The 21,901-nt window shown below is 66.6% G+C and carries 27 protein-coding genes and 1 pseudogene; 4 read left to right on the top strand and 24 right to left on the bottom strand.

Annotated features, from left to right (window positions below; genetic code table 11):
* Nucleotides 1-44 precede the first annotated feature (44 nt).
* Genes C0V75_RS00340 through C0V75_RS00365 form a run of 7 tightly spaced genes read right to left on the bottom strand, consistent with a single transcriptional unit; the run spans nt 45 to nt 5,767 of the window.
* Nucleotides 45-506, bottom strand: coding sequence for a hypothetical protein (locus C0V75_RS00340; RefSeq protein ID WP_254216333.1), 462 nt, complete (start codon nt 504-506; stop codon nt 45-47).
* Nucleotides 503-1,063: a hypothetical protein gene (locus C0V75_RS00345; RefSeq protein ID WP_101918926.1), complete on the bottom strand. Its 561-nt coding sequence runs from the start codon at nt 1,061-1,063 to the stop codon at nt 503-505. The genes C0V75_RS00340 and C0V75_RS00345 overlap by 4 nt, the downstream gene beginning before the upstream one ends.
* Complete coding sequence (locus tag C0V75_RS00350; RefSeq protein ID WP_254216334.1) at nt 1,060-1,662, bottom strand: hypothetical protein; 603 nt, start codon at nt 1,660-1,662, stop codon at nt 1,060-1,062. Before C0V75_RS00350 ends, C0V75_RS00345 begins: the two co-directional genes overlap by 4 nt.
* Before the next feature lie 15 nt (nt 1,663-1,677).
* Complete coding sequence (locus C0V75_RS00355; protein ID WP_101918927.1) at nt 1,678-4,128, bottom strand: phage tail tape measure C-terminal domain-containing protein; 2,451 nt, start codon at nt 4,126-4,128, stop codon at nt 1,678-1,680.
* A gap of 27 nt (nt 4,129-4,155) precedes the next feature.
* Nucleotides 4,156-4,332 (bottom strand): hypothetical protein, encoded by a 177-nt coding sequence (locus tag C0V75_RS23120; protein ID WP_173861022.1) that lies wholly within the window; start codon nt 4,330-4,332, stop codon nt 4,156-4,158.
* Between the two features lie 50 nt (nt 4,333-4,382).
* On the bottom strand, nt 4,383-4,820 hold the full coding sequence (locus tag C0V75_RS00360) for a hypothetical protein (protein ID WP_101918928.1): 438 nt from the start codon (nt 4,818-4,820) through the stop codon (nt 4,383-4,385).
* Nucleotides 4,821-4,822: 2 nt separating this feature from the next.
* Nucleotides 4,823-5,767: a phage tail tube protein gene (locus C0V75_RS00365; protein ID WP_101918929.1), complete on the bottom strand. Its 945-nt coding sequence runs from the start codon at nt 5,765-5,767 to the stop codon at nt 4,823-4,825.
* A gap of 97 nt (nt 5,768-5,864) precedes the next feature.
* Here C0V75_RS00365 and C0V75_RS00370 point away from each other — a divergent pair, with 97 nt between their 5' ends.
* Nucleotides 5,865-6,752, top strand: coding sequence for a GIY-YIG nuclease family protein (locus tag C0V75_RS00370; RefSeq protein WP_158241751.1), 888 nt, complete (start codon nt 5,865-5,867; stop codon nt 6,750-6,752).
* Here the strand turns inward: C0V75_RS00370 and C0V75_RS00375 are convergent, their stop codons facing one another.
* Nucleotides 6,753-7,172, bottom strand: coding sequence for an acyl-CoA transferase (locus C0V75_RS00375; RefSeq protein ID WP_101918931.1), 420 nt, complete (start codon nt 7,170-7,172; stop codon nt 6,753-6,755).
* Between the two features lie 138 nt (nt 7,173-7,310).
* On the opposite strand from C0V75_RS00375, the gene C0V75_RS00380 reads away from it, so the two are divergent.
* Nucleotides 7,311-7,928: a DUF2971 domain-containing protein gene (locus C0V75_RS00380; RefSeq protein WP_143710362.1), complete on the top strand. Its 618-nt coding sequence runs from the start codon at nt 7,311-7,313 to the stop codon at nt 7,926-7,928.
* Nucleotides 7,929-7,940: 12 nt separating this feature from the next.
* On the opposite strand, the gene C0V75_RS00385 is transcribed toward C0V75_RS00380, so the two are convergent.
* The 8 genes from C0V75_RS00385 to C0V75_RS00420 form a co-directional block, all read right to left on the bottom strand.
* Nucleotides 7,941-8,576, bottom strand: a complete 636-nt coding sequence (locus tag C0V75_RS00385) for a DUF6441 family protein (RefSeq protein ID WP_101918933.1) — start codon at nt 8,574-8,576, stop codon at nt 7,941-7,943.
* Between the two features lie 5 nt (nt 8,577-8,581).
* Nucleotides 8,582-8,893: a hypothetical protein gene (locus C0V75_RS00390; protein WP_101918934.1), complete on the bottom strand. Its 312-nt coding sequence runs from the start codon at nt 8,891-8,893 to the stop codon at nt 8,582-8,584.
* Nucleotides 8,893-9,228: a DUF2190 family protein gene (locus C0V75_RS00395; protein ID WP_101918935.1), complete on the bottom strand. Its 336-nt coding sequence runs from the start codon at nt 9,226-9,228 to the stop codon at nt 8,893-8,895. The genes C0V75_RS00390 and C0V75_RS00395 overlap by 1 nt, the downstream gene beginning before the upstream one ends.
* An 80-nt stretch (nt 9,229-9,308) precedes the next feature.
* Nucleotides 9,309-11,342 carry a prohead protease/major capsid protein fusion protein gene (locus C0V75_RS00400; RefSeq protein WP_254216335.1) on the bottom strand — a complete coding sequence of 678 codons (2,034 nt, stop codon included), beginning with the start codon at nt 11,340-11,342 and terminating at the stop codon, nt 9,309-9,311.
* 4 nt (nt 11,343-11,346) lie between these two features.
* A complete protein-coding gene (locus C0V75_RS00405; protein WP_101918936.1) occupies nt 11,347-12,858 on the bottom strand; it encodes a phage portal protein in 1,512 nt (503 codons plus the stop codon).
* Nucleotides 12,858-13,067 (bottom strand): phage head-tail joining protein, encoded by a 210-nt coding sequence (locus C0V75_RS00410; protein ID WP_071167294.1) that lies wholly within the window; start codon nt 13,065-13,067, stop codon nt 12,858-12,860. Before C0V75_RS00410 ends, C0V75_RS00405 begins: the two co-directional genes overlap by 1 nt.
* Nucleotide 13,068: 1 nt before the next feature.
* Nucleotides 13,069-15,072 (bottom strand): phage terminase large subunit family protein, encoded by a 2,004-nt coding sequence (locus C0V75_RS00415; protein WP_101918937.1) that lies wholly within the window; start codon nt 15,070-15,072, stop codon nt 13,069-13,071.
* Nucleotides 15,020-15,580 carry a hypothetical protein gene (locus C0V75_RS00420; protein WP_101918938.1) on the bottom strand — a complete coding sequence of 187 codons (561 nt, stop codon included), beginning with the start codon at nt 15,578-15,580 and terminating at the stop codon, nt 15,020-15,022. The genes C0V75_RS00415 and C0V75_RS00420 overlap by 53 nt, the downstream gene beginning before the upstream one ends.
* 111 nt (nt 15,581-15,691) lie before the next feature.
* Here C0V75_RS00420 and C0V75_RS00425 point away from each other — a divergent pair, with 111 nt between their 5' ends.
* Both C0V75_RS00425 and C0V75_RS00430 read left to right on the top strand, forming a co-directional pair.
* Nucleotides 15,692-15,916, top strand: a complete 225-nt coding sequence (locus C0V75_RS00425) for a hypothetical protein (protein ID WP_101918939.1) — start codon at nt 15,692-15,694, stop codon at nt 15,914-15,916.
* Nucleotides 15,917-16,005: 89 nt separating this feature from the next.
* The gene (locus tag C0V75_RS00430; RefSeq protein WP_101918940.1) at nt 16,006-16,578 is read left to right on the top strand and encodes a DUF3489 domain-containing protein; all 573 of its coding nucleotides are present in this window, start codon (nt 16,006-16,008) and stop codon (nt 16,576-16,578) included.
* A gap of 58 nt (nt 16,579-16,636) precedes the next feature.
* Here the strand turns inward: C0V75_RS00430 and C0V75_RS00435 are convergent, their stop codons facing one another.
* From C0V75_RS00435 to C0V75_RS00465, 8 genes and pseudogenes are all read right to left on the bottom strand, one after another.
* Nucleotides 16,637-17,413, bottom strand: coding sequence for a hypothetical protein (locus tag C0V75_RS00435; protein ID WP_232489238.1), 777 nt, complete (start codon nt 17,411-17,413; stop codon nt 16,637-16,639).
* 119 nt (nt 17,414-17,532) lie between these two features.
* Nucleotides 17,533-17,769 (bottom strand): hypothetical protein, encoded by a 237-nt coding sequence (locus C0V75_RS00440; protein WP_101918941.1) that lies wholly within the window; start codon nt 17,767-17,769, stop codon nt 17,533-17,535.
* Complete coding sequence (locus tag C0V75_RS23415) at nt 17,766-18,251, bottom strand: hypothetical protein (RefSeq protein ID WP_254216390.1); 486 nt, start codon at nt 18,249-18,251, stop codon at nt 17,766-17,768. Before C0V75_RS23415 ends, C0V75_RS00440 begins: the two co-directional genes overlap by 4 nt.
* Before the next feature lie 205 nt (nt 18,252-18,456).
* A pseudogene (locus C0V75_RS23420) lies at nt 18,457-18,963 on the bottom strand (DNA cytosine methyltransferase); the annotation flags it as partial.
* A gap of 1 nt (nt 18,964) precedes the next feature.
* Entirely contained in the window at nt 18,965-20,308 is a 1,344-nt protein-coding gene (locus C0V75_RS00450; protein ID WP_101918943.1) for a site-specific DNA-methyltransferase, read from the bottom strand.
* Between the two features lie 414 nt (nt 20,309-20,722).
* Nucleotides 20,723-21,103 carry a DUF6362 family protein gene (locus tag C0V75_RS00455; RefSeq protein ID WP_101918944.1) on the bottom strand — a complete coding sequence of 127 codons (381 nt, stop codon included), beginning with the start codon at nt 21,101-21,103 and terminating at the stop codon, nt 20,723-20,725.
* Entirely contained in the window at nt 21,096-21,296 is a 201-nt protein-coding gene (locus C0V75_RS00460) for a hypothetical protein (protein ID WP_101918945.1), read from the bottom strand. The genes C0V75_RS00455 and C0V75_RS00460 overlap by 8 nt, the downstream gene beginning before the upstream one ends.
* The gene (locus C0V75_RS00465; RefSeq protein WP_101918946.1) at nt 21,293-21,781 is read right to left on the bottom strand and encodes a crossover junction endodeoxyribonuclease RuvC; all 489 of its coding nucleotides are present in this window, start codon (nt 21,779-21,781) and stop codon (nt 21,293-21,295) included. Before C0V75_RS00465 ends, C0V75_RS00460 begins: the two co-directional genes overlap by 4 nt.
* Nucleotides 21,782-21,901: the final 120 nt, after the last annotated feature.

The raw sequence follows: 21,901 nt of genomic DNA on the forward strand, positions 1-21,901 counted from the left end.
CGGTCGGAAGAGAGGGTGCCAGAGAGGCGCGTCCGGTGGTCGTTTCAGACGCGCCAGGCCAGCGCGCAGGCGGAGATCGGCACCAGGACAAGGCCGGAGGGTGCGATCCCCGCAGCGCGGGCGCCGAGGCAGACGCCGAAGCCGAGGCCGGTATCGGCCAGCACCAGATCGCCCCGCTGGGCGAGATGGACCGAAGCCAAGGGTTCGCCCAGAAGATCGCGGCCCGCGGCCTCGAGCGAGGTCCAGCCAAGGCGGCGCATCACGCGCACCGCCCCGCGCGCTGTCGTGTAGCGTCCGCGCCAGAGTGCGGTCACTTCATGACCGCCCGCAATCGCACGGCGCAGGTCGAAGGCGAAGGTCGCGCAATCGTGGCGGCCCCAGCGGAACGGACGGTCGTGCGCGGCCTCGATAGCCTCGGCGAGGATGCGTTCCCATCCGGGTCGGCGGGTGGTCTGGTTCACGACGGCGGCCGTGACGACCACCGCAGTTTCTTCCACCTCCGTCATCCGCGCCCCCAGGTCACTTCCCGGTCCTGGATGGCCGAGACATATTCGAAGCCAAGATCGCCGGGATGGAGCGCCTGCTGGCTTTCATGGGTGTAGCGCCAGCTGCGGGGCGTGTTGAGGTCGATCAGGCGGGACTCGTAGCTGATGGTGATCCGGCAGGTCTCCGCATCATCGGTGATCTCCGGCACATCGAGGCGCCCGGCGAAGGCCAAGACCGGATCGGCGATGATCGCCCCCTCCGGCGTCAGAAGCCCGAGCCAGACCCGCCCGGGCAGACCCTGCCGTGCTTCCGCGATGGCCATCTGCACGAGACTGGGCGGAATGCCGGAGAGCGAGACCGAGGTGCCGCCCGCGACCACCTCGGAGGTTTCCTCGATGGAGCCGAGGCCGAGAAGCGCACCCGCGCCCGACCAGCTCTCCCCGGCCCAGTCGATCTCGCCGAGGCCTGACCAGAGGCGGACAGGGCCGGAGGCGAAGGCGCCTTCGAAGAAGATCACCGGGCGGAGATCGCGCTCGGCCAGGGCCGCGGCGAAGTCGGGGGGCAGATCGCGACTCATAGCGCCTCCCGGGCGGCCAGGGTGAAGAGGAAGCTCTCGGCCCGGCCGATCCGGGTCGGAACAGGGGCGGCCAGACGCAGCACGACGGCCGGGGACGATACTTCCAACGGGGTGCCATCGATGGGTGCAGTTCTAAGCCGTGGGACGAAGGCAATCGTGGCCGCGCCTGCCTCATCCGTCTCCACATCAGCCGTCAGCTGATGCAGCCGCGTCTGGGCATCCGTCCCGAGCGAAAAGAAGTCCCCAGCGAAGAGCGGCGTCGAGAACGGTGGCCAGCCGGCAGTGACGAGCTGGCTGCCGGTCTGGAACCCACCCGCCACCTGGGGTGCGAGCAGGCTTCCCGGTTGCCGGATCGTCGGGTCGCGGAAGAGGAACCGCCCGCGCGGGCCGCCGAGGGCGGCAAGGAAGGCGGAGAGGCGACGACCATCGCGCCCGGTGGAGCGCGCCATCTCGATCCCGTAATCCCACCATTCCCCGCCCCAGTCCTGTACCTCCTCGCTCCCGGTGAAGGGCGAGGCTGCGACGGCCGTGGCCGTGACGAGGCGGCGCTCCAGCGATTGCACCAGCGTCAGCGGCAGTTCGAGGATCGCGTCAGGCATGAGGATCGGCTTTCATCAAAGGGCATGGCCGCGCCGCCGCCCGTCGGCAACGCTGGCCTTGGCAAGGCGCGCGATCTCCGGGATGGCCGCACGCAGCTTCGCGTCGATCTGTTCGGCCACGCCCGCCTGAGCGCCACGGGCATCGATGCTGATTGTGACGCCAGCCGCACCGCCCCCGCCCATCCCGGCCGCGACCTCGGCGCGCGACAGGACCCGCTCCCCCCGCTGCAGGATCGCCGGCACTTCGTCGGGACGAAGCCCAGCCCAGCCGCCGGAATGCATCCGGGGCGCACCCGCAAAGGCAAGGGCGGGCACCATGCGGCCGGGACTGGGGGCGCCGACCATACCACCCGCATGCTTCACGGGGGCGAAGATGCCGCCGAGCCCCTTGGAGAGCCAATTCGCGAGGGGGCCGAGCACCGAGTTCTTGAAGGCGAGTGTTGCGAGATCGGCAAGGATCGACGAGATCAGCCCCTTGAAGTCGAACTTGCCGGTGGTGACAAACTTGCGGAAGGCGCTCTCGGCCGAGGTGAAGGCCGAGACCAGCGTCTCGCCGAGACCCTTGCCCCAGTCCATCGCGCCCTTGGCATACTCGGCCAAGCTCTGCGTGACCTGAGCCCATCCTGCGGCCGCCTCTTCCGCGGCCTTCTTCGCTGCAGCCCCCGCGCCCCCGGCCGCCCGACCGGCTTCGTCAAAGCCCTCCGCCAGCGCATCGGCCGCGTCCGCGGCACGGCCCAGCGCGTCCTCGCCCTCGCTGCCCGCCCCGGTCACCGCATCCTTCAGCGCCTGCCAGCTGGCAAGCGGTCGGCCTGCGGCATCGGCCAGCATCCCCGCCGCCTCGCGGTAGCCCGCGGCCGCCGTGCGGGCCTCCTCGGCCATGGCACCAAGACCGAGATCGGGTGCGGTGAGATAGGTTCCGGCCAGCGCCGTCGAGAAGGCTTCCGCCGCTGCCGTGCCCGCCGCCGTTGCCGCCCCTTCGAAAGGATTGCCGATCCGGCCGAGTTCCAGAGCATCAAGCGTGCCGATCCGCACGCCGCCTTCGCCCACCGCCCAGTCCGGCAGGAGTGCCAGCGCCCCGTTCAGCCCTTCGATGAAGCGGTTGATGCGCGTCACCACTGCGTTCAGCATCGCCTCGACGCCGGAGATGAGCCCGTTCGCAGCCTGGAAGGCGAAGTCACCAATGGCCCCGGGCAGGCTGCCCCAGATCGCCACGGCCGCATCATAGGCGCCCTGGAAGATCGCCGCGGTCCGGTCGCCGAAGCTGATCACGCCTGCGATAGTGCCTTCCAGCGCCGAGAGACCCGCCGCCTTCAGCCCCTCCCATCCCGCCGTCATGCGGGCCAGCGCGGAATCGAGGGCCAGACCCATGCGTGACCAGACCTCGCGGGCAAGATCGCCGAGGAGGCGGAAGGCCTCGCCCACACCGCCGACCCGGGCGACGAGCTGCGAGAACTGGTAGACCAGTTCCCCGGCGCCGACGATCAGTGCCCCGATGCCAGTGCGGATCAGCGCCCCGCGCAGGAAGACCAGCGACGTCGCCAGCCCCCGTACCGACAGGGCGGCAACGGCCAGTCCCGCCACCCAGCGCCCGGCCATGGCGGCGGCGAAGGTGGCGGCATAGGTGGCCAACCGCCCGAGGTTGTCGAAAAGCGCCGTGATCGCCTGCCCGATGGGCCCCGTAGCCCGCGCCATGTCGGCAAGCCTGGTCGCGACAATCTCCAGCGCCGGGGCAACGGCCACGGTCAGGCGGTTCACGAGGCCGGTCCAGATCAGGCTGAGCCGCGCGATGGCGTCGCCCGTCCGTTCGATCTGCGCCGCATCCGCAGCACTTACCGCCACCCCGAAATCCTGCACGTCGCGCGCGGCATCACGCAAGGTGGCGCTGTCGATGCGCAGGAAGGCGAGCGCCGCCCGGTCACCGAAGAGGTCGGAGGCCACGGCCGCACGTTCCGCCTCGGGAACATAGCGGGCCAAGGCGTCCTGAATGGCGACGATACGCTGGTCGAGCGGCAGGGCCTGCAGTTCCGCCGCCGTAAGGTTCAGCCGCCGGAGCGCGCCCACGGCAGTGCCCGAGCCGCTGGCGGCCTCGGACAGGCGCGTGGTCAGCTTCTTGGTCGCCTGCTCGATCTCGCCCATCGAGACGCCCGCCAGTTCCCCGGCCCAGGTCAGGGTCTGGATGCTTTCGACCGTCGTGCGCATCGATTGTGCAAGCTTGGCCTGCGCGTCGATGTTGGCGAGCCCCGAGCGGACCATCGCCACCCCGGCCGCCGCAGCAGCAGCCGTGACGGCCGCCAGCGCGATCCCGGCACGTCGGGCGAAACTGGCGAGGCGGGTGTTCGCCAGTTCCATCTCGGAGGATAGCCGCCCGAAACCACGGGATCCGGCCTCGCCGATGCCTTCCAGTTCCGCGCGGACCTGGCGGCCGCCCACGGCGGCAAGCCGGACGGAGACGCGTTTCTCAGCCATGGGTTCGGGGCTCCAGTTGGAATTAGGTCAGTCGCGGTTCGCTGCGATCTGCTCGTTGACGCGGCGGACCATCACCGCCTCGATCACCGGCAGCAGCTCGACGACGGCGCGCGGGGAAATGCCCATGGCAGAGGCCATGGCCAGTGCGGCGGTCATGTCCCAGCCAAGGGCAGCACCCGGGACCGCGCGGATCTGGCCACCCATGCGCTGCGCCAGATCCCAGACCTGCCAGCCCTCATGGCTTAGGGGCGCGTTCAGGATTTGTGGGCAGTTCGGGCAGCGCCCTTCACAGGCTTGGCAGTATCCGTCGCCCCCACCGAAGACCCAGTCGGCGAGGGCGGCGAGACGTTTTTTTCTGCCTCGAGCTCCAGACCCTTGGCGACGTAAGCCGTCTGGAACTTCTCGAAGATAGGCCAAAGATCGAGAAGCGCGTCGATGGCCTCGGGGCTGACCGGGATCGGGGCGCCGTCCTCATCACCGACACCCTCCCAATCGACGATGGCGCGCGCAGCGATAGCTTTGGCAAAGATCACCGCGATGCTGTCATCGGGCGTGCCAAGAGCGATGGCGCGGACGGCCGGGTCGGTACGTGCCGCGACCATGATGGCGGTGGTCAGGGGTTCGACCTTCACGCGCACGCCCAGCGCAAGGTCGAGCCATTCAGCTTCACGGGCGAGGTTCAGGCGCAGCATGATCAGTATTCCTCAACGTCGTTGACGAGCGTGGCGGTGCACATCCTGCCCAAGGTGGCGTCGCGCGCGGCCTGCCAGTCGAAGGTGGCCTGGATGCCCTGCGGCCCGGGGATTTCGATCCGGGGGCGTGGGAGGTAGACGGCATGTGCCGTAAAGCTGACGCTCTCGCCCGAGGGCAGCACGTAGGCGAAGGTCAGCGCGCAGGGATCGCCCGCGATGGCCTGGTTCACCAGCACCTGATCGGCGAAGCGCACCTCGATCTTGCCGGTCAGCGCCGCAATGGAGGGATCCGCCCCGTCGATGCGGCCGTCGGAGCGAATGGTCTCCACCCGGTCAAGGTTGTTGGCATAGGTGATCTCGGCCGAGATGATGTTGCCGAGCGGCTGGCCGTTGCGCGTGATCGCCCCGTTGAAATGCCCGAAGCGCTGGAGGTGGAGATCGGCCAGTGCGCCCGCGGCGGAGGTGCTCGCGATGGCCTCGCCCTGCGCCACGAGGCTCGCGGTCGCGGTCAGCAGGCCGGATCGCTGCATCTGCCAACTCAGGCTGTCGAGGACGCAGCCCGAGTACATCGCATAACGCGGCACCTCCGGCATGCCGGTCTCGATGGACATCGACGGCAAGGACCAGGCACCGGAGCGGAACTCATGCGTGAAGGGGCCCGGCGCCGCGCCCGTCGTCACGGGCGACCCGAAGGCCGCCTTCAGCCAGAAGCCAAAGGCCGCGGCATCGATCGGGACGACCACGTTGCCGTCGGCTGTCACCGCATCCTTGATGGGTGCCAGCGGGTCGCGGCCATATCCCAGGAGTTCGCTGTTCAGGAGCGGCTGCTCCGATCCCAGCGTGGTGCTGGCGAACGGCATCTTCGTGAACCCGCTCGCGGGCGGAGTGCCATAGGTGGTCTCGAACGCAAGCGCCATCTGCGCCCGCGCGCCTTGCGCACGTGCCATGGAGGTCTCCCTAGATATGAGCGGTTGGAAAGCCGCGTTGTTTCAGCGAATTGGTCCCGTTAGGCTTGGGCGCGAGCCAGGATCGGAAAGCGGGGCCATGGATTTCAAAGACATTTTGCGGATTGCTGGCATCGATCCCGATTTGAGGGACAACGTCGTACTCATTCGACATCGCCCGTTTGAGCCGCAGCTCGCCAGAGTCATGCCGTGGCTCATCAGTGAACGCCCTGAGCTCTTCGAGACCTACCAGTCGGTTCCCGGGCGACCAGAGACGGCGCTCCGCCGCGCCCACTACATGGCCAGCTTCCTAGGCCTTCGCCCTGGCACGGCACATTTCGTGGGCCTGTACCGCATTGGCGAAAGCCGCGACGTCGACCTCAATGGTTTCTGGACCATTCCTGAAAACCAGTCCCTGCGCGGTTTTGGTTATGAAGGCTTCACTGAGCAATATGCAGCGGAGGTCGGGACCGTTCGGCAGTTCTCCTTTGAGCCTTTGGAGGCATATGCAAACTGGCGGGGAAAGCTGGTCATCGAATTCCCACCGCCGGAACGCTCCTGGTTCCGTCTCGTGGACCGCAACAACTTTCCGGTTCGCGCCATTCTTGAAGAAAGCGCCTTCTCCTCCCCCCCGCCGGATTGGCACGAGATCGATCTGAACGTCGCGCAGCTTGCAGTGCTACCTAAGAGCTGGCGTGCCCGTCTGTCGGAGTGGCGCGGCATCTATCTCATCTTCGACGAGCGGGATGGAAGATCCTATGTTGGCTCGGCCTACGGTCGGGACAACCTGCTCGGCCGCTGGTTGACCTACGCGCGCGACGGACACGGCGGCAACCGCGAACTTCGAGAGAGGGACGCGCGGAGCTTTCGGTTCACAATCCTTGAACGGCTCGCACCGGACCTGCCCGCGGAGGAGGTGATCGCCCGAGAGAACAGCTGGAAATCGCGCCTGCATACGCGGGCACCCTTCGGGCTGAATGCGAACTGATCAGGCGAGCGGATCGGCTGTGGAGTAATGCAATACGACCGGGATCACCGCCGCCTTCAGGCTGGCGGCACCTGCCACCGGCAGATCGACCGGGCGCGGCGCCATCGCCTCAATCCAGTCGCAGAGCCCGCCCAGTGTGCGGTCGGCGGCAATCACCGCACCGACATGAGCGCAAAGGGTGTCAAACGCGGCGTCACGGGTGGCCCCTTGCACGACCGCCTCGATCTCGGCCCGGTGCTGGTAGTGATAGCGCAGCGGCGAGAGTGTGACCTCGGGCTCCCCCGGCTCGCCGTCGCGCAGGATCAGCAGGCCCCCGGCTGGCACGCGCTCGGGCAGCACCTCACCGCGCAGGGCGGTGGCAGGCAGCGCCAAAAGCCGCGCGTGCAGCGCTGCGAGGATGATTTCGCGGGGGGTCGGCATTCGTCCTATCCACGAGCACAGCCACTGAGGATATGCTTTACCTTCACTGCGATGCTGCGCTTAATGCATCTGATTTGCGGGGTTTTGACGAGGGCGCCCGAGAAAATGACAAGCACGACATTTCGGCGCTACACGAACTTGGCCGCTGCCATCCATCTTCTGCAGCAACGAAAGATCACGCTTCTTGACCCGTCAACTTGGGATGACAGGAATGACGCGTTCTTCATGTCAGAGTACAAGCGGCGCACGAATGCTGCTTCTGTCTTGGCTCTCTGCTTCGCAGAAAGCCACGAAACCTACCACCACTGGCGGGTTTTTTCTCACGGCTCAGACGGCGTGTGCATCGAGTTCGACAAGGAAGGACTTCTGGAAGCATTCAACCAAGATCCAGGCACTCGGCATGGCACTATGAATTACACCCTTTTAAAGGAGGCGAAAAAGATGGCTGACATCGATGTCGAGCAGCTTCCCTTCCTGAAAAGGTGGCCCTATGGCGATGAAGCAGAGTACCGCGTCGTCCACGTAGACCCGCACAATTCAAAGCCATTTCATGACGTGCCAATCAGCTTGAGCCATGTAAGGCGTGTCACTTTGGGCCCTTGGTTGGCGAATGCGCTTTCCGAGTCTGTTAAGAAGACCCTGAAGTCGATCGACGGCTGTTCCAATTTGAAGATCTACAGGTCGACATTGATAGACAACCAGGAATGGAAGAAACTGGCTGGGCGGGCCGCACCCATCCTGCCTGATCACCGCTGATCGCTCTAGTATCTAACGAACTCCCAATTCGCCGACCCAGTTCGCCACGATCAGCCCCGGCAACGCGTCATGCGCCCGCTCTGCATCCCGCGCGAGGTCGAGGCGCTTAGGCAACTTGACCTGCGGCACCAGCAGGAAGATCGGCGCGGTCACGAGGCCCCGGCCGGTTTTCGACCGTGACGCTACGGCGCGGCCCTTCGTGTTCAGCCGCCCCTCGGCTACCATCAGGCTCGGGCCTCTGCGGCGATAGATGAACCGCAGGCGCAACCCCGTGCGGCGTTCCCACTCGCCAGGGCTGATCCGACCGCCACGGGCGGACTTTCCAGCGGCAGCGGTCGGGATCGCCAGCCAGAAGCCGTTCTTCGAGCGGATCAGCGGGCCGGTGTCGTGGGCGCCGACGATGACCGGGGCGTTGGACCAGATCACGGCCGCCGCGTTGAGGCTGGGCGTGGCCTTCGGGAACTGCTCCGACCGGATGGTGCGAGCAAGGCGTGGCCCGAGCCCCGCGCCGGTGATCTGCGTGCGCCACGCCGCCTTGAGCCCGGTCCCGGCCTCGCGGATTGCGGCCGACACGGCCCGCTCGCCAGCCGCCACCTCGGCCGCCATCATCGCGACGATGTCGGGATCAATGTCGAGCTTGAGCTTCATCGCAGTCACGTCGGGCGCAGATCTACGGTCCAGACCAGCCGCTCGCGGTCGCGGACCGGTTCGCCCTGGATGAGGAACGCCTCGCCCTCGATCTCGATGCGGTCGCCCGGGCGTGGGGCTGGCACCTCGGCGACGCACAGGTCGATCCGGGTGGTCTCGGACCAGAGCCGCGCATCGCCGTAGTCTGTGATGGCATCGGCACGCCGGGCGACGACGCGCACCAGCACGGGCGCGCCGCCGTCGGTGATGTAGACCGCGTCCCGGCCGATGTTGGGATCGGCAAAGAGCGCACCCAAGGCGGCGGCAAAGGCGCTCATCAGAAGGCGCCGTTCAGCCGCACCCGGCCGACGGTGTCGCCCGCGCCGCTCGCCACGGCATCGGTAGCCACGCCGATGAGGGTGTTGTCGGTCGCGACCGTAGTGCAGCGCTTGCTGGTGTTGTCCCAATAGACCTTAGCACCGACGGTCCAAGCCTGGGAGCCGACCTTGGTGAGATCGAATACGCCGGTGAGCGCGGTTTCGACGGGCTCGCTGATGGCGACGGTTCCGGTTGCAACGCCGAAGATGGCACCGACAAGCAGGCCATCGCCAGAGGCGACGGCATAGGGTGCGGTCAAGGTGATGGTATTGCCGGGCTGGACGTAGGTTTTCATGGGGAGGATCCTCGTGGAAAGACGAAGGGCGGCCCATCAGGACCGCCCGCATGTCGGGGTTCAGCATTTCGGCGCGCTGGTTACGCGCCGGGGTTCTTGTAGAGGCCGCGCCAGTCGATGGCCTTGGCGCCGAAGTCGAGGCGGCACTTGATCTCGACGCCGTCGACATCGAAGCCGTTGCGGGTCTCGATGTAGGCACCCTGCTGGCCCTCGAGATAGGCGTACTCGATGGTGTCGATCTGGTTGGGCGAGGCTGCCAGATACCAGGAGGTGGCGCTGGCGGCGTCGAGGCGCGGCTCGCTGATCGGCGAAAGCGTCCGGATCGACTGCGGCACCACCTTGGCGCTGTCGGTGGGGACAAGGTTCTGCGCGACCAGCTGTTCGGCCTTCAGTTCCAGGGCTGCCGGGACGATCAGGAAGGCGGGCCGGATGTTCAGCACCGTCTTCTTGTCGAGGCCCGTCTGCAACGCCATCGCAGCGCGGGCCGCGCCGACACTCGCCACATCCAGCGCCGCACCGGTGCCTGCCAGGTTCTTGTGCGTGGTGTGGAAGAGCGCGTTGCCATCGGCCATCGCCGGGTTCGAGGTGATGATGCCCCAGACCACGTCGCTTTCCAGCTGGGCGATGGAGTTGCCATACATCGCCGGGATGCGCGTGAAGGCATCGAGATCGTCGTTGATCAGCACCTGCCGGGTGATGGCGACGACCCGGCCATAGGTCTTGACCTTGTAGCTCTCCTTGCTCTCGCCCAGCGTCCCGCGCTTGAACTCGCCGCTTTCGCCTACCTCCAGCAGTTGCGGGGCTTCACCCAGTTGGACGCGGTGCATGGACTTGAAGTCAGTGGCCAGCACCTGACGGCAGAAGAGCGCGAAGGTCCGCGGATAGGCGTCATAGGCTTGGCGCAGGGTCTTGTTGGTGACGGCAGACAGAATCTCGGGGAAGTCCGAGGTGGAATGCAGGGCTCGCGTCGCCACTTCGTCGCGCGACAGACCACGCGTGTTCACCCCAGCATTGCCGAGGCTTTCGCGGGCCAGTTCCAGCAGGGTCATTCCGCGATACTGGCGCGCTACATCTTCCAGCGGAAACAGCGTCGGGCTGTAGCGGTGCAGCAGCGCGTTCGCGACCGCGTCGCGGCGGGTGATGCGCTCGTCCCTACCGCCGAGGGGGACCGAGACATGCGGGAAGGTCCGTATCTCGTCGGATTTCGTGGCAACCTGATCGAGGATCAGGCGGCGGGACTCGTCCACGCTGACACCGCGCTTGACTAGGTCCTCGGCGAAGCTGCGCTCGAGGTTCAGGCGGCCCGTCAGATCGTAGATCGTGGACACCCGATCACGCTCCGCTTCGCGGGCACGGGAGGCGATGGCCTCGCTGTCGGGCGTGGCTGGCCCATCCGGCATGCGCGAGCCGGTCGGTTCGGGGTTCGCCGGGGCCGCGACGGGCGGCTGGCGGGTCTCGGTGCTGACGGGGACATCCCCGGCCACGGTGGTCGTGCTCTCAGGCATGGATGCCTCCTTTTGCATGCGGGTGTCGACGATCTCGACGGGATAGCTGGCTTGGTCAGCCGCGCGGACCTGTGCGCGGGGATCGGCGGGAACGGTCACGAAGCTGACCTCCAGCGGGGTCCAGCGCTCTACGATGCGTTGCTCGACCTCGCCCTTCGCGACGGGCTCGACCACCTTCACCCTTTCGATGGAATAGCCGACCGAGACGTTCCGGATGATGCCGTCGCTGATCAGGCCGAACATCCGGTCGGCGGCCTGGTCGAGCCCCTCGCGGGGAAAGCGAATGGTGGCCTTGCCTTCCTTGCCCTCGATCCAGGCGCGTTCGACCACGCCCACCTGCGAATGCGAGGACCAGACCGAATGGCTGTCGAGTGCCGGGGCCCCGGCGTTGAGGCGCGTCAGGTCCACGGCTCTGTCGCTCACCTCGAGGATCTCGTCGAAGGGGACGGAGGTGTCCCAGCCGGTCCAGCGCCGCCGCCGGACGGCCGCGCCGGTGGTGAAGACCACGTCGACCGAGCGCGCCTCGGAATTGACGGTCGCGGGCAGGATGGGTGCGCGCCGAAGCTGCATTGGCAGGGCGACCGGGGCCGCGATGATCGTATCGGGCATGGCCCTATTCCTTCTCTGGTTCGGATGCGGGGGCGGCCGGGTCACTGGTCGGGCCGCCCGTCTGCGCGCTGCCGGTCTTGGTGACGCGGCGCGGGTCGCTGTCGAGCACGAGGCCGAGACCATCGAGCTTGGCGTTAGTCGCAGCGATTTCCGCGAGGACCGCGTCCGGGTTGTGGCCCTGCCGGGCAATGGCCTGCGCCAGCGTCATCGTGCCTGTCCGGATCGCCAGCAGGTCGGCCATCGCATCCTTGTAGGGATCGACCGCGTCGAACTTCGGCGGCGACCATTCCACCGGCACGTCCGGTGTCGGGATCTGCCCCGCCGCCCATGCGGCTTCCGTGAACCAGCGCCACACCGGCGCACAGAGCATCGGAATGAAGAGCTGCCACTGCACGGCGTCGATCATGCGCCGGAATTCCACGAGCCCCGCCCGGATCGAGGAATAGTTGACCTGGCTGAGGTCCCCGGTCAGCAACTCATAGGGCACGCGGAACCCGGCCGAGATCGTGTGGAGGCTGGCGCGCTTGTATTCGCTATAGCCGCCGGTGGCGGCGGGCTGGTTGAAGCGGATATCCTTGCCGCCGCGCGCATAGGCGATGAGCCCCGGCTCGAACTGCTCGACCCGGTTGCCGTCGGCATCGACCACGGCGGGCGCGATGCCCTGCTGGGCCTCGTCCTCGCCGAAGACGATGGCTGTGACGCAGGCTTCAGTCTTCTTGCGGACGAGTTCCGCCACCTCGTAATCGTCGAGGTCACGCAAGCTGCGGATCACCGGTGCGCCCCAGGGAACACCGCGCGCCTGTGTGCGCTGTTTTTCGTAGACATGGGCGATCTCGGTCGCGGGGACCGGTCGCGATCCAAGCCCGCCCTGCAGCGCACCCCAGGCATCGCCGGGATGCGCGGCATGCAGCCAGTAGGCCCGGCGTTTGCCGACCGGGTCGAACTCGATGCCCTGCACGATGCGGCCCGCGCCCGTGTAACTGGACTTGGTGGCGTCGAGGAAGTCGGCCTCCAGCACCTGCAATTGCAGCGGCACTGGCAAACCGTCGCTGGCCCTCCGGAGCCTGCGACGGATCAACACCTCGCCCGCTTCGATCATTTCGCGGCAGATCAGCGTCTGCAGCCCGTAGAAGTCGAGCTGGCCATCGGCATCGCACTCCGCCGTCCAGCGAGCGAACAACGCGTCCACCTTACGGTCGAGCTTGTCATCGCCGCTGGCTGCACGGGGCATGATGCCCGAACCGACGATGTTGTTCACCAGCACCGCCACGGCCTTGGCTGCATGCGGGTTGTTGCGGACGAGATCGCGCATCCGGTCGCGCAGCAGCGCCCCTGCCACGCCGATTTCGGTGTCCGCCGAGGATCCCGACGCGCGCCAACCGTCCGTGCGCCGCCCTTTTGACGCACCGTCATAGCCGCGCGTCAGGGTCTCGAATGCCTGTCGCGCCAGCACGCGACGGGCGGCAGCCCGAGGCGCGATCGTCGCGATAGCGTGATCGAACCAGTTGGCCGACATCAGCGATCCCCGCGCGAGAAGCCCGCCAGCCCGGCGACCGGCAGAGGTCGGGTCGTCCCCGCGATGGCCCGCTCGATGGTGCGGATGCGGCCCAGCAGATCCTCGGCTGAGCCATAGTCGACGGATTTTCCATCATAGCTGACCCGCGTCGTGCCGCTGGCATAGGCCCGGCGCAATGCAGCCAGCTCTGTCTCCGTCCAATCCGTCATGTCAGAACCATCCTCCGCGTCGGCCAAGCCAGTCCGACTGCCGTTTTCCCTGGGGTGCGGACTGCGGCCGGTTGACCCGCCCCGCACCATCCATTTCCGTGGGCGCGGCCCCGAGTTGATCCTCGAGATCGCGCCATTTCTCGTCGGTCCAGCGATCCGCACCCGCGATCCAGGCGGCTGCGCGGGCATAGACCCGGCAGTCCAGCGCCTCGTTGCGTTCGCGCAGCTTCTGCCATTCGAGCTTGGCGAAGCCGCGCTTCGTGCGCACCGTCACCAGCTGTTCCGCCACGAACTGCTTCAGCCATTCGTTCTCGACCCAGTGCGGCAGATGCACTGAGCCGGGCGGGAACGCCGCCCCCTCGGCCATCTCCTCCTCGGTCGGCCGCGCCAGCCGCAGGAAGCGGTAGGTCTCGGCCTTGAAGGTCGAGACCGCCACGGTCCAGAGCCGTGCCCCGCGCCGCAAGCGTTTGCCACCCTCGGTCGCGTCGACGAAGGTCGGGCCAGACACCGGACTGGAGCGGTTGAACCCCTCGACGCCCTTGACCGGCGAGACCTGCGCGAAGCCCTGCGCCCGCGACCAGGAATAGACCGCCGGAGCCTCGTAGCCCGTGTCGATGGCCAGCCGCGCAATCCGCAGATGCGCGCCGCGTTCATGCGGCCAAGACCGGTCCAGCAGCGTGGTCAGTTCCGACCACGCGTCGTGTCGGTCGGGGCCGCCCTCGATCACGATGTGATCGACCAGCCAGGACTCAAGTCCGCGGCCCCAGGCCCAGACATCGACCTCGATCCGGTCCTTCTGGACGTCGGCCCCGGCCGTCAGGAACAGCCCACCCGCGGGAACGGTGCCGGGTTTCCACGCCTCGCGCCGGTCGTAGAGCCGCTGCCAGTCCGGCGCTTCCCCAGTTTCGACCCAGGTCTCGCCAAGGATGGTGTTGCGGAAAGCCTTGATCGCCTCGTCCGACCCTTTGGCCGCCTCCCAGCCGCGGGCAATGCGCTGCCAGCTGAGCCAGCCCACCGGCGAATAGAGCGCCGAAAGGTGGTAGCCGACCGTTGTGGGATCTGCGGCCGTGGCGGTCGCCCGCCATTCACCACCCTCCAGCATCGCTGTCTTGTGGTGTTCCGCGATCGGCTGATCACAACCCTCGCAATTGTATTCCGCCGTTTCCGGCCGCCCCTTCTGCCAGCGCAACCTGTCGAATTTCAGCCACTGCATCGCGCCGCAAAGCGGGCACGGCACGAAGAACCGGCGCTGGTCGCTCGCCTCGTATTCCCGCTCGATGCGGGACAGCCCCCGGATCGTGGGCGTCGATACCAACAGCACTTTGCGCCGATGGGCGAAGGTCAGTGACCGGGCCTCGGCCAGCGTGACTGGGTCGCCCTCTTCGTCGGCCGAGGCCGGATAGGCGTCTACCTCGTCGAGGAAGATGTACCGTGCAGGGGTGGACCGCAGTCCGACCGCCGAGTTCGCCCCGGTCATGATCAGGATGCCGCCCGCGAACTCTTTGGACAGCATCGTGTTGCCTGCATCGCGCGACCGGGCCGGCTTCACCCGCTCCCGAAGCTCCGGGCTTTCCTCGATCAGCGGGTCGATCCGCTGGCGCGAGTTGCGCTTGGCAAGTTCCACCGTCGGCTGGACCGCAAGCATCGGACCCGGCGCCTGGTGGATGGCAAAGCCGATCCAGTTGTTGCCGGCTTCCGTCGCGCCGACCTGTGCAGCTTTCATGAACACGATCCGCTGCGTGGGATCGCCGGGGCTCAGCCGGTCCATGATCTCGCGCATGTAGGGCGTGCGCCCTGTGCGATACCGCCCCGGCTCGGCCGAGGCGCGACCAGAGAGCATCCGGTGCCGGTCTGCCCATTCCGAAACCGTCAGATCCGGATCGGGCGTTAGCCCCGCGCCCCAGATGCGGAGGATTTCTGCCGCGCCGTCGAAATCCGACAAGCCTTCATCATCACCGGAAGTCGGGCCGGACCTCGGCAAGCTCGTCGAGGTGGGCGCGTACATGTGTTTCCAGAACCTTCTGCATCACAGCGGGCTCCACGCCGAGATCGGCCGCCATCAGCGCCGCTGACCGCGCGGGCCAGTTCACCCATGCATCCCGGACCTCGCGGGCCAGGCGGAACACCAGCGCCAGCGCGCGCGCCCGCTCGATCAATTCCCCCTTCAGCTTTTGCAGCCGGATACGCCGTTCCTGCGCCTTCAGCACCTCGTTGGCGGTCTTCGCCTGCAGGAAGGTGGTCCCACCGGCCGCGACCGGGGCGGGCAGACCCTCCTCGCGCAGGGTTTCGCCGACTGAGGCGACCGCCGCCTCGGGGACGGGTTTCAGCTTCGGTTCGGGCGGCTTGCGGGTCTTGGACGGGTCCGTGGTGTCTGCCCGCCGTGCGTCGCTGGCGGCCGCGTTGATGCTGCCGTCGGGATAGAGGACCAGCCGTTCGGCAAGCTTTGCCTTCTGAACCGCGCCACGGGACAGCCCGACATGCGCGGCATACTGGCGCTCACTCATGCCCTGCATCGTTCGCTCCGATTATCAATCCAAATCATGCGCTTATCTCGTTGATAAGCATCGCGGACAGAGGGAACGTGTTTCCAGAAGGACGATGCAACTCACCTCGGAGCCACCAAGATGACCCACCGCGCGACCGACAACACGAAAGCCATCCACGCCTTCATCGCCGCCAAGGCCGAGATCGACGCGATGCTGGAACGCCTCGCCGCCCTCAGCGCGGACCATTTCGAGACCAGCCCCGACGAGATCAACTGGGGGCATGTCGGTACCCTGCGTCACTACCGCGACCGTCTGCGCGAGATCACCGACAGCGCGTTCAAGGAAGGCGAGCAAGCCGAATAACCAACGCATTCATCGCGCCAGCTCCGCCCTGCGGGGCTCGGCCTCGTAGAAGGGTCCGCATTCCGCGCGCCCCGATACGGGAGACGACAATGACACAGCTTTCCGACACCCAAGCCCTGATCCTGAGCGCTGCCTCTCAGCGACCTGAACATATCGCCCTGCCGCTGCCCGAGAGCCTGCGCGGCGGCGCCGCTGCAAAGGTGGTCGGCGCGATGATCGGCAAGGGATTGCTGCAGGAGGTCGACGCCGACCTTCGCAAGGGCGAACCCATGTGGCGCGAAACCGGCGACGGCCATGGCGTAACGCTGATTGCCACCGACGCAGGGCTTGCAGCCATCGGCATCGAGCCCGACGACACGCACAGCGCGCGCACGGGCACCGACGAGGCGCCGAGGGGTGTGTCCGCGACGGACACCACCACCGCGCCCGAAGCCACGCCCAAGGCGCGCACGCTGCGCGAGGGCACCAAACAGGCCACGCTGATCGCCATGCTGCGTGCGCCAGAGGGCGCGACCATCGAGGAGATCATCGCCGCCACGGGCTGGCAGTCGCACACGGTGCGCGGCGCGATGGCCGGGGCACTGAAGAAGAAGCTCGGACTCGAGGTGACCTCGGAGAAGGTCGAGGGGCGCGGACGGGTCTATAGCCTGCCGCGCGACTAGCGCCGCGCGCCATGCAAGTCGAAATGCCGCCGTCCCTCGGGGCGGCGGCCTCCTTGTCTCAAAGCGAGATGTTCCAGTAGTCGAGCACCTTGCGGACATCATCCCGAGGATAGTGCGGGCCTGCAGATGCTAGATCGTTGCGAATGGCGGCCTTCCTGCGGTCTGCCGCGTCCTTGATCCTCGCCGAGAACCTGGCCATGCCGAGAGGGCGCGAGGGCCGATCAGGCTTCGGCCAGCTTTCCGGGTAAGCCTCCCAATCCAACCATTCCGCCACCTGCCGCGCGTTGTCTGCGACCTCCTCATGGTCACAAGACCAACCGTAGAGTTGCAACGCGCATACGCGCAGCATCATCTTTACTTCGGTCATGACGTCCGTGAATGCCTTTAGCGGCGTGGGGAGAAGGACCATGTTCGCCACGCAGGAAAAGAAGCGCCGATCCTGCACCACGGCGTTGCTGATCTGATAAGCGGCATCATCCACACCCCATATGTGGCAACATGACCAGTTCGGCCTTTCCTCGGCACGAAGGCCCAGTGCAAGCGTTAGAGCCTTGTTCGCGTGGATGTTTCCTTCGAATTTGTGGATGATCGCGCCCGTCTGCCGATTACGGTTCATCTGCGGCTCAGACCAGTTCGCCTTATAGAAAAGGGCGCGTCGCGCGTGTTCTGGATACCAGACGGGAAGATACTCGAATGTTCGCGGATCGACCCATCGCGCAGTCCTCTCGATCAACCCCATCACATCCCTGAGGCCGAGCTCTCGCCGTAACGCCTCTAGGCCGTCTGGAAGCAAGTCGGCGGAGTCGCTTTTTCCTTCTTCTTGGTTCTGCAGCACTACAATCTCGATCCAAATCTCTGGGCAGCAAATTAGATTAGCCGCCGCCTCCAACTCGGAGAAACCATAGGATCTGAGTGTTATAGCGGCAACTTCGAAACCGCTTGATGGTGATCAGCCTAACGCTGGTGTTCCTTGTTCATCGCGCAACGGATCGCTTCGAACACCCGCCGCAAGGCGAAGGAACGCGCAATGCTGACAACGGTGAACACTGCGCCCATCTTGAGGTTCTGCGCCAGCGTCGTGTGAAGCCCGAACATCGGGAAGATCAGGATCTGCGTGCCGACCGCGACGCAATAGCCGACGATCACATTGGCGACGGCCTCGACCAGTGACATGAAACAGGACTGCTTCATGCTGGCACCGCGTCATCCATCGGCCAGCAGTTCAGCTGCCAGAGTTCGTAGCGCATGTGCCGCAACCAGCGGTACCACTCCATTTCCACAGAGGCGAAGCCGGTCCACCCGGTGGGCCAGCCCATCAGCGCCTCGACGAACAGCGGGTTCAAGGTTCGGCGCGGCTCGGAGGTATCGCGCCCAGCCATCGGCGTCACCAGGACCTGGCGGCCAAGGAGGCCGTTCACCGGCGTGTTGGCAAGGCTCGTCGCCCCGTCCTTGTGATCGCGTGCCGTCGGCGTCATCCACATCCCCGCCGCATGGGTAAGATCGGCCGACCGGCGATTGCCCGCACTCGGCTTGCAGCCATCGTTCGCCATCGGCGTCGGCCAGTCCCGCGCCATGCGGTCCAGGCCCTTCTCGTCCTTCCGCTCGCCGCCCCGGCTGCGGAAACTGTCGATCTGCGGCGTCGGCCAAAGTGCTGCTGTCGTCGCCAGGTTCATGCCGTGCTGCCCCGCCTCCTGCGATGGCGTGGGTTTCGTCTGCCGGTTCTCGTTGGCGCTGGCCCTCGGTGTCGGCCAGAGCCGCAGCAGTTCCGTCCGGTTCCCGCCACTCGACCGGGTGCCAGAGCAGGCGCGCGGGGTCGGCCAGCTCGTCCGCCTCGCGGATGGCGAGGATGAACAGCCGCTCACGTCTGTGGGGCGCGCCGACTTCCGCCGCCGTGAAGAGTCCTGCCGCAAGGCGGTAGCCCATGCCGACCAGTCCGCTGGCGACTTCGGGGAAGCCGAGGCGGAGATGATGGGCGACATTCTCGAGGAAAACGAAGGGCGGCGCGACCTCGCCGATGATGCGGGCGACATGCGGCCAGAGGTGGCGCGGGTCGTCGGCACCCCGGCGCTTTCCCGCGACCGAGAACGGCTGGCACGGATAGCCCGCAGTGATGATATCCACCGCGCCGCGCCAAGGGCGGCCGTCGAAGGTGGCAACGTCGTCCCAGACAGGCGCTGGATCCAGGGCCGCGTCCTCCATCCGCGCCACGAGAGTGGCTGCGGCGAAGGTTTCCCGTTCGACATGGCCCACAGAACGATATCCGGGGATGGCGATGGTGAGGCCGAGGTCGAGCCCGCCAGCGCCGGAGCAGAGGGAGAGGCCGAACAGGCATGCGTCTCCGGCCCCGGAAACGCGTCCGGAGGAAGGTAAAGCCAGGTCATGCATGTCACGCGGCGGGTTCGGGAAGGGTTTCGGGTGCGGCCGGGGTTTCGCCCAGCCTCTCAGTTCTTACTTGCGCGAAGGTTCGACCATCGCCGTCGAGGATCGCGTCCTTGCCGGTCTCAGCCTGCCAACGCTCCACGGCGACATCGACATAGGCCGGGCTGATTTCCATCGCAAAGACGCGGCGGCCGTTGGCCTCGCCCGCCATGATCTGCGAACCCGAGCCGGAGAACGGCTCGTAGCAGAGGCCGCCCCGCGCCACATGCTGGCGCATCGGGATCCCGAAGGCGTCAAGCGGTTTCGGCGTCGGGTGGTCCGGGCGTTCGTCCTTCGTGAAGGACGGCATCTCCCATGTCGAGGGAAGCGTCTGTTCGGCCACCTTTGGCGGGCGGTTCGGGCGGCGCCAGCCCATGAAGCAGGGTTCGTGCTTCCACAGATAATGCGACCGAGTCAGAACCCCGCGGTCCTTGACCCAGATGATCTGCTGATGGACGAAGGCCCCCGCTTTTTCCCAGCAGGCTTCCAGCATCGCCTGGCGGCGCGAGGCGTGCCAGCAGTACCAGGCGGCGTCATCGGTGATCGCCTCCGCCACGGCGGCGGCGATGAAGCCATCGTAGAGTTCGGCCCCCTGGCTGCTGTCATCCCAAGTTACGCCATAGGACTGCGACCAGTCCTTGTTCCGCGTTGGATGGTTCGAGCCATCGTAATCCACCAGATACGGCGGGTCGGTTGCGAACAGGATTGCCCGCTCCCCGTTCATCAGGCGGCGGACATCGTCATGACTGGTACTGTCGCCGCAAAGCAGGCGGTGGTCGCCGAGAATCCAGAGATCGCCAGTCCGAGAGGCCGGATTGCGGGGTGGTTCGGGGATGGTCACCGGCGGCACGGAGCCCCCGGCGCCACCTTCTTCTTCCCCGCCCCCCTCCGGCACGAAGGCCAAGAGCTTGTCCAACTCGCCGTCAGAGAAGCCGACAAGCGACAGGTCAAAATCCTCGGCCAGCAGATCGTTCAGTTCGGCCGACAACAGCGCCTCGTCCCAAGTACCGAGCTCGGTCAGCTTGTTGTCCGCGATGCGATAAGCCCGCCGCTGCGCTTCGGTTAGATGCCCGAGCACGATGACCGGCGCCTCAGTCAGTCCAAGCTGCGTGGCGGCAAGCACCCGGCCGTGCCCCGCGATCAGCTCCCCGTCCTCGCCGACGAGGCAGGGCACCGTCCAACCGAATTCGGCCATGCTGGCGGCGATCTTCGCCACCTGGTCCGCGCCATGCATCTTCGCGTTCTTCGCGTAGGGCTGCAGGCGCGCAAGCGGCCACATCTCGATCCGCTCGGGGGCGAAGGCAAGGGTCATGGGCAGGTGGCTTCCGATGTGATGGTGGATGCTGGCCGGATTCTGGACACTGGATGCCGCGCTGGACTCCGCGAGGGGTCCAGTGGCGTCCGGGGTGTCCAGCCCAAGGGCCAGCCTTTATTGGGGTTTGCGCGGGGTCAGGTGGATCCGGCTTCCAGGTGGCTTCCCAAAAATCCGGCCCTGTCGCTAGCGATGCGCCGCGCTTCGCCCGCCAGCATACGAATATCGCTAGGAAGGAACCGGAAACTGTCTCGGGGTGGACCCTAGCCGGACTCTCGCTGGATACCGGGGTCCAGCGGACTCCGACAACGAAATGGGGAGAGCCGTCTCCCGACGCACTCTCCCCATCATGCCCTTCGGATAGCACGGACATGTTGCATGTGTCGAACACAAAAGTGTTGCAACACATTGGAGTCACATAGCATTCAGCCTTGCTGCGATCTTCGTCAGCGTAAGCTGCCACCTCCGCCACGCAGTAGTACGATCCACCCCCAACTCGCCACTGATCTGCTTCCACGGCACGCGGGCGGCGCGGGACCAAACCAGCTTGCGCTCGGCCTCCTCGATCCACAGCACCCAGTCGAAGGTTTGTTCGAGCCGGGTGATCGCGGCGGCCGAGGGCCAAACGCGCATCGGTTGCGGTTCCATCGCCGCGATCTCGCGGCTGGTGCGCACGATGTCGGGCCAAGTGTTGAAATAGCCCTTCGCCTTCACCGGCGGCAGCCTGCGCAGGGTACGGAACGCCTCCTCGAAATGATCGGCGACGTCGTCCGCGGTCCAGACACGATCAGCCATGGCCCACCTCCCTCACCGCAGGAAGCTTGCCATATAGCTTGTCCCCCAACTGGCGGACGAGTTCGCGCTCGGGCCAGGTGAGACGCGGGTCATCGAGCGACACGGCCAGCATGCGCTGCTCGTGCCAGCCGTCCCGTTTGACCTGCTCGGGATCCCGGCGCTGGCCACCGTAACCCTTGGGGTACAGCCTCATGCCACACCCCCATTCGTCTCGATTGCCCAGACCAGCAGCGCAATGGCATCGGCCTCGTTGTCGTCGACGGGGCTGAACCCGCGGGCGCGGGCCGCTGCGATCATTGCCTCCTTGGGCGCATTGCCCTTGCCGGTCGCATGGCGCTTGATCGTACCGACCGGGACGCCCTGATAAGGGATGCCGCGAAGTTCGCACCACGCGGTCAAGGTTGCCATTAGGCCGCCATAGACATGAGCCGCATCAGTTCCTGCGTGGCGGCGGACTTCCTCGAACCAGATGGACGCAATTGGCCCGGACAGACGGTCGAGTTCTGTCAGCCAGTTGGTAAAGCGCAGATAGCGCATGCCGCCACCATCGTAGCGGCCATGCTTGAAGCTGGCCGTGCCGCTGGTGATCAGACCGTCATGGCCACGCAAAGCCCAGCCTGTCATGGTGCCGAGATCGAGCGCCAGCACGCAGCGCGGGGTGTTTTCGGATTGGGTCATCAAGACCTCCTCTTCGCTTGGACGAGCGTGGCGGGAGGGCTGGCCGGTGAAGGCTGCGGTCTCGCCAGGCCCCGAAGGGTGGTCTGGTTATGTCAGGCGCGGGGCGAGCGGGCCGCCCGG

This window comes from Tabrizicola sp. TH137 (assembly GCF_002855575.1).
Classification (GTDB): domain Bacteria; phylum Pseudomonadota; class Alphaproteobacteria; order Rhodobacterales; family Rhodobacteraceae; genus Paragemmobacter.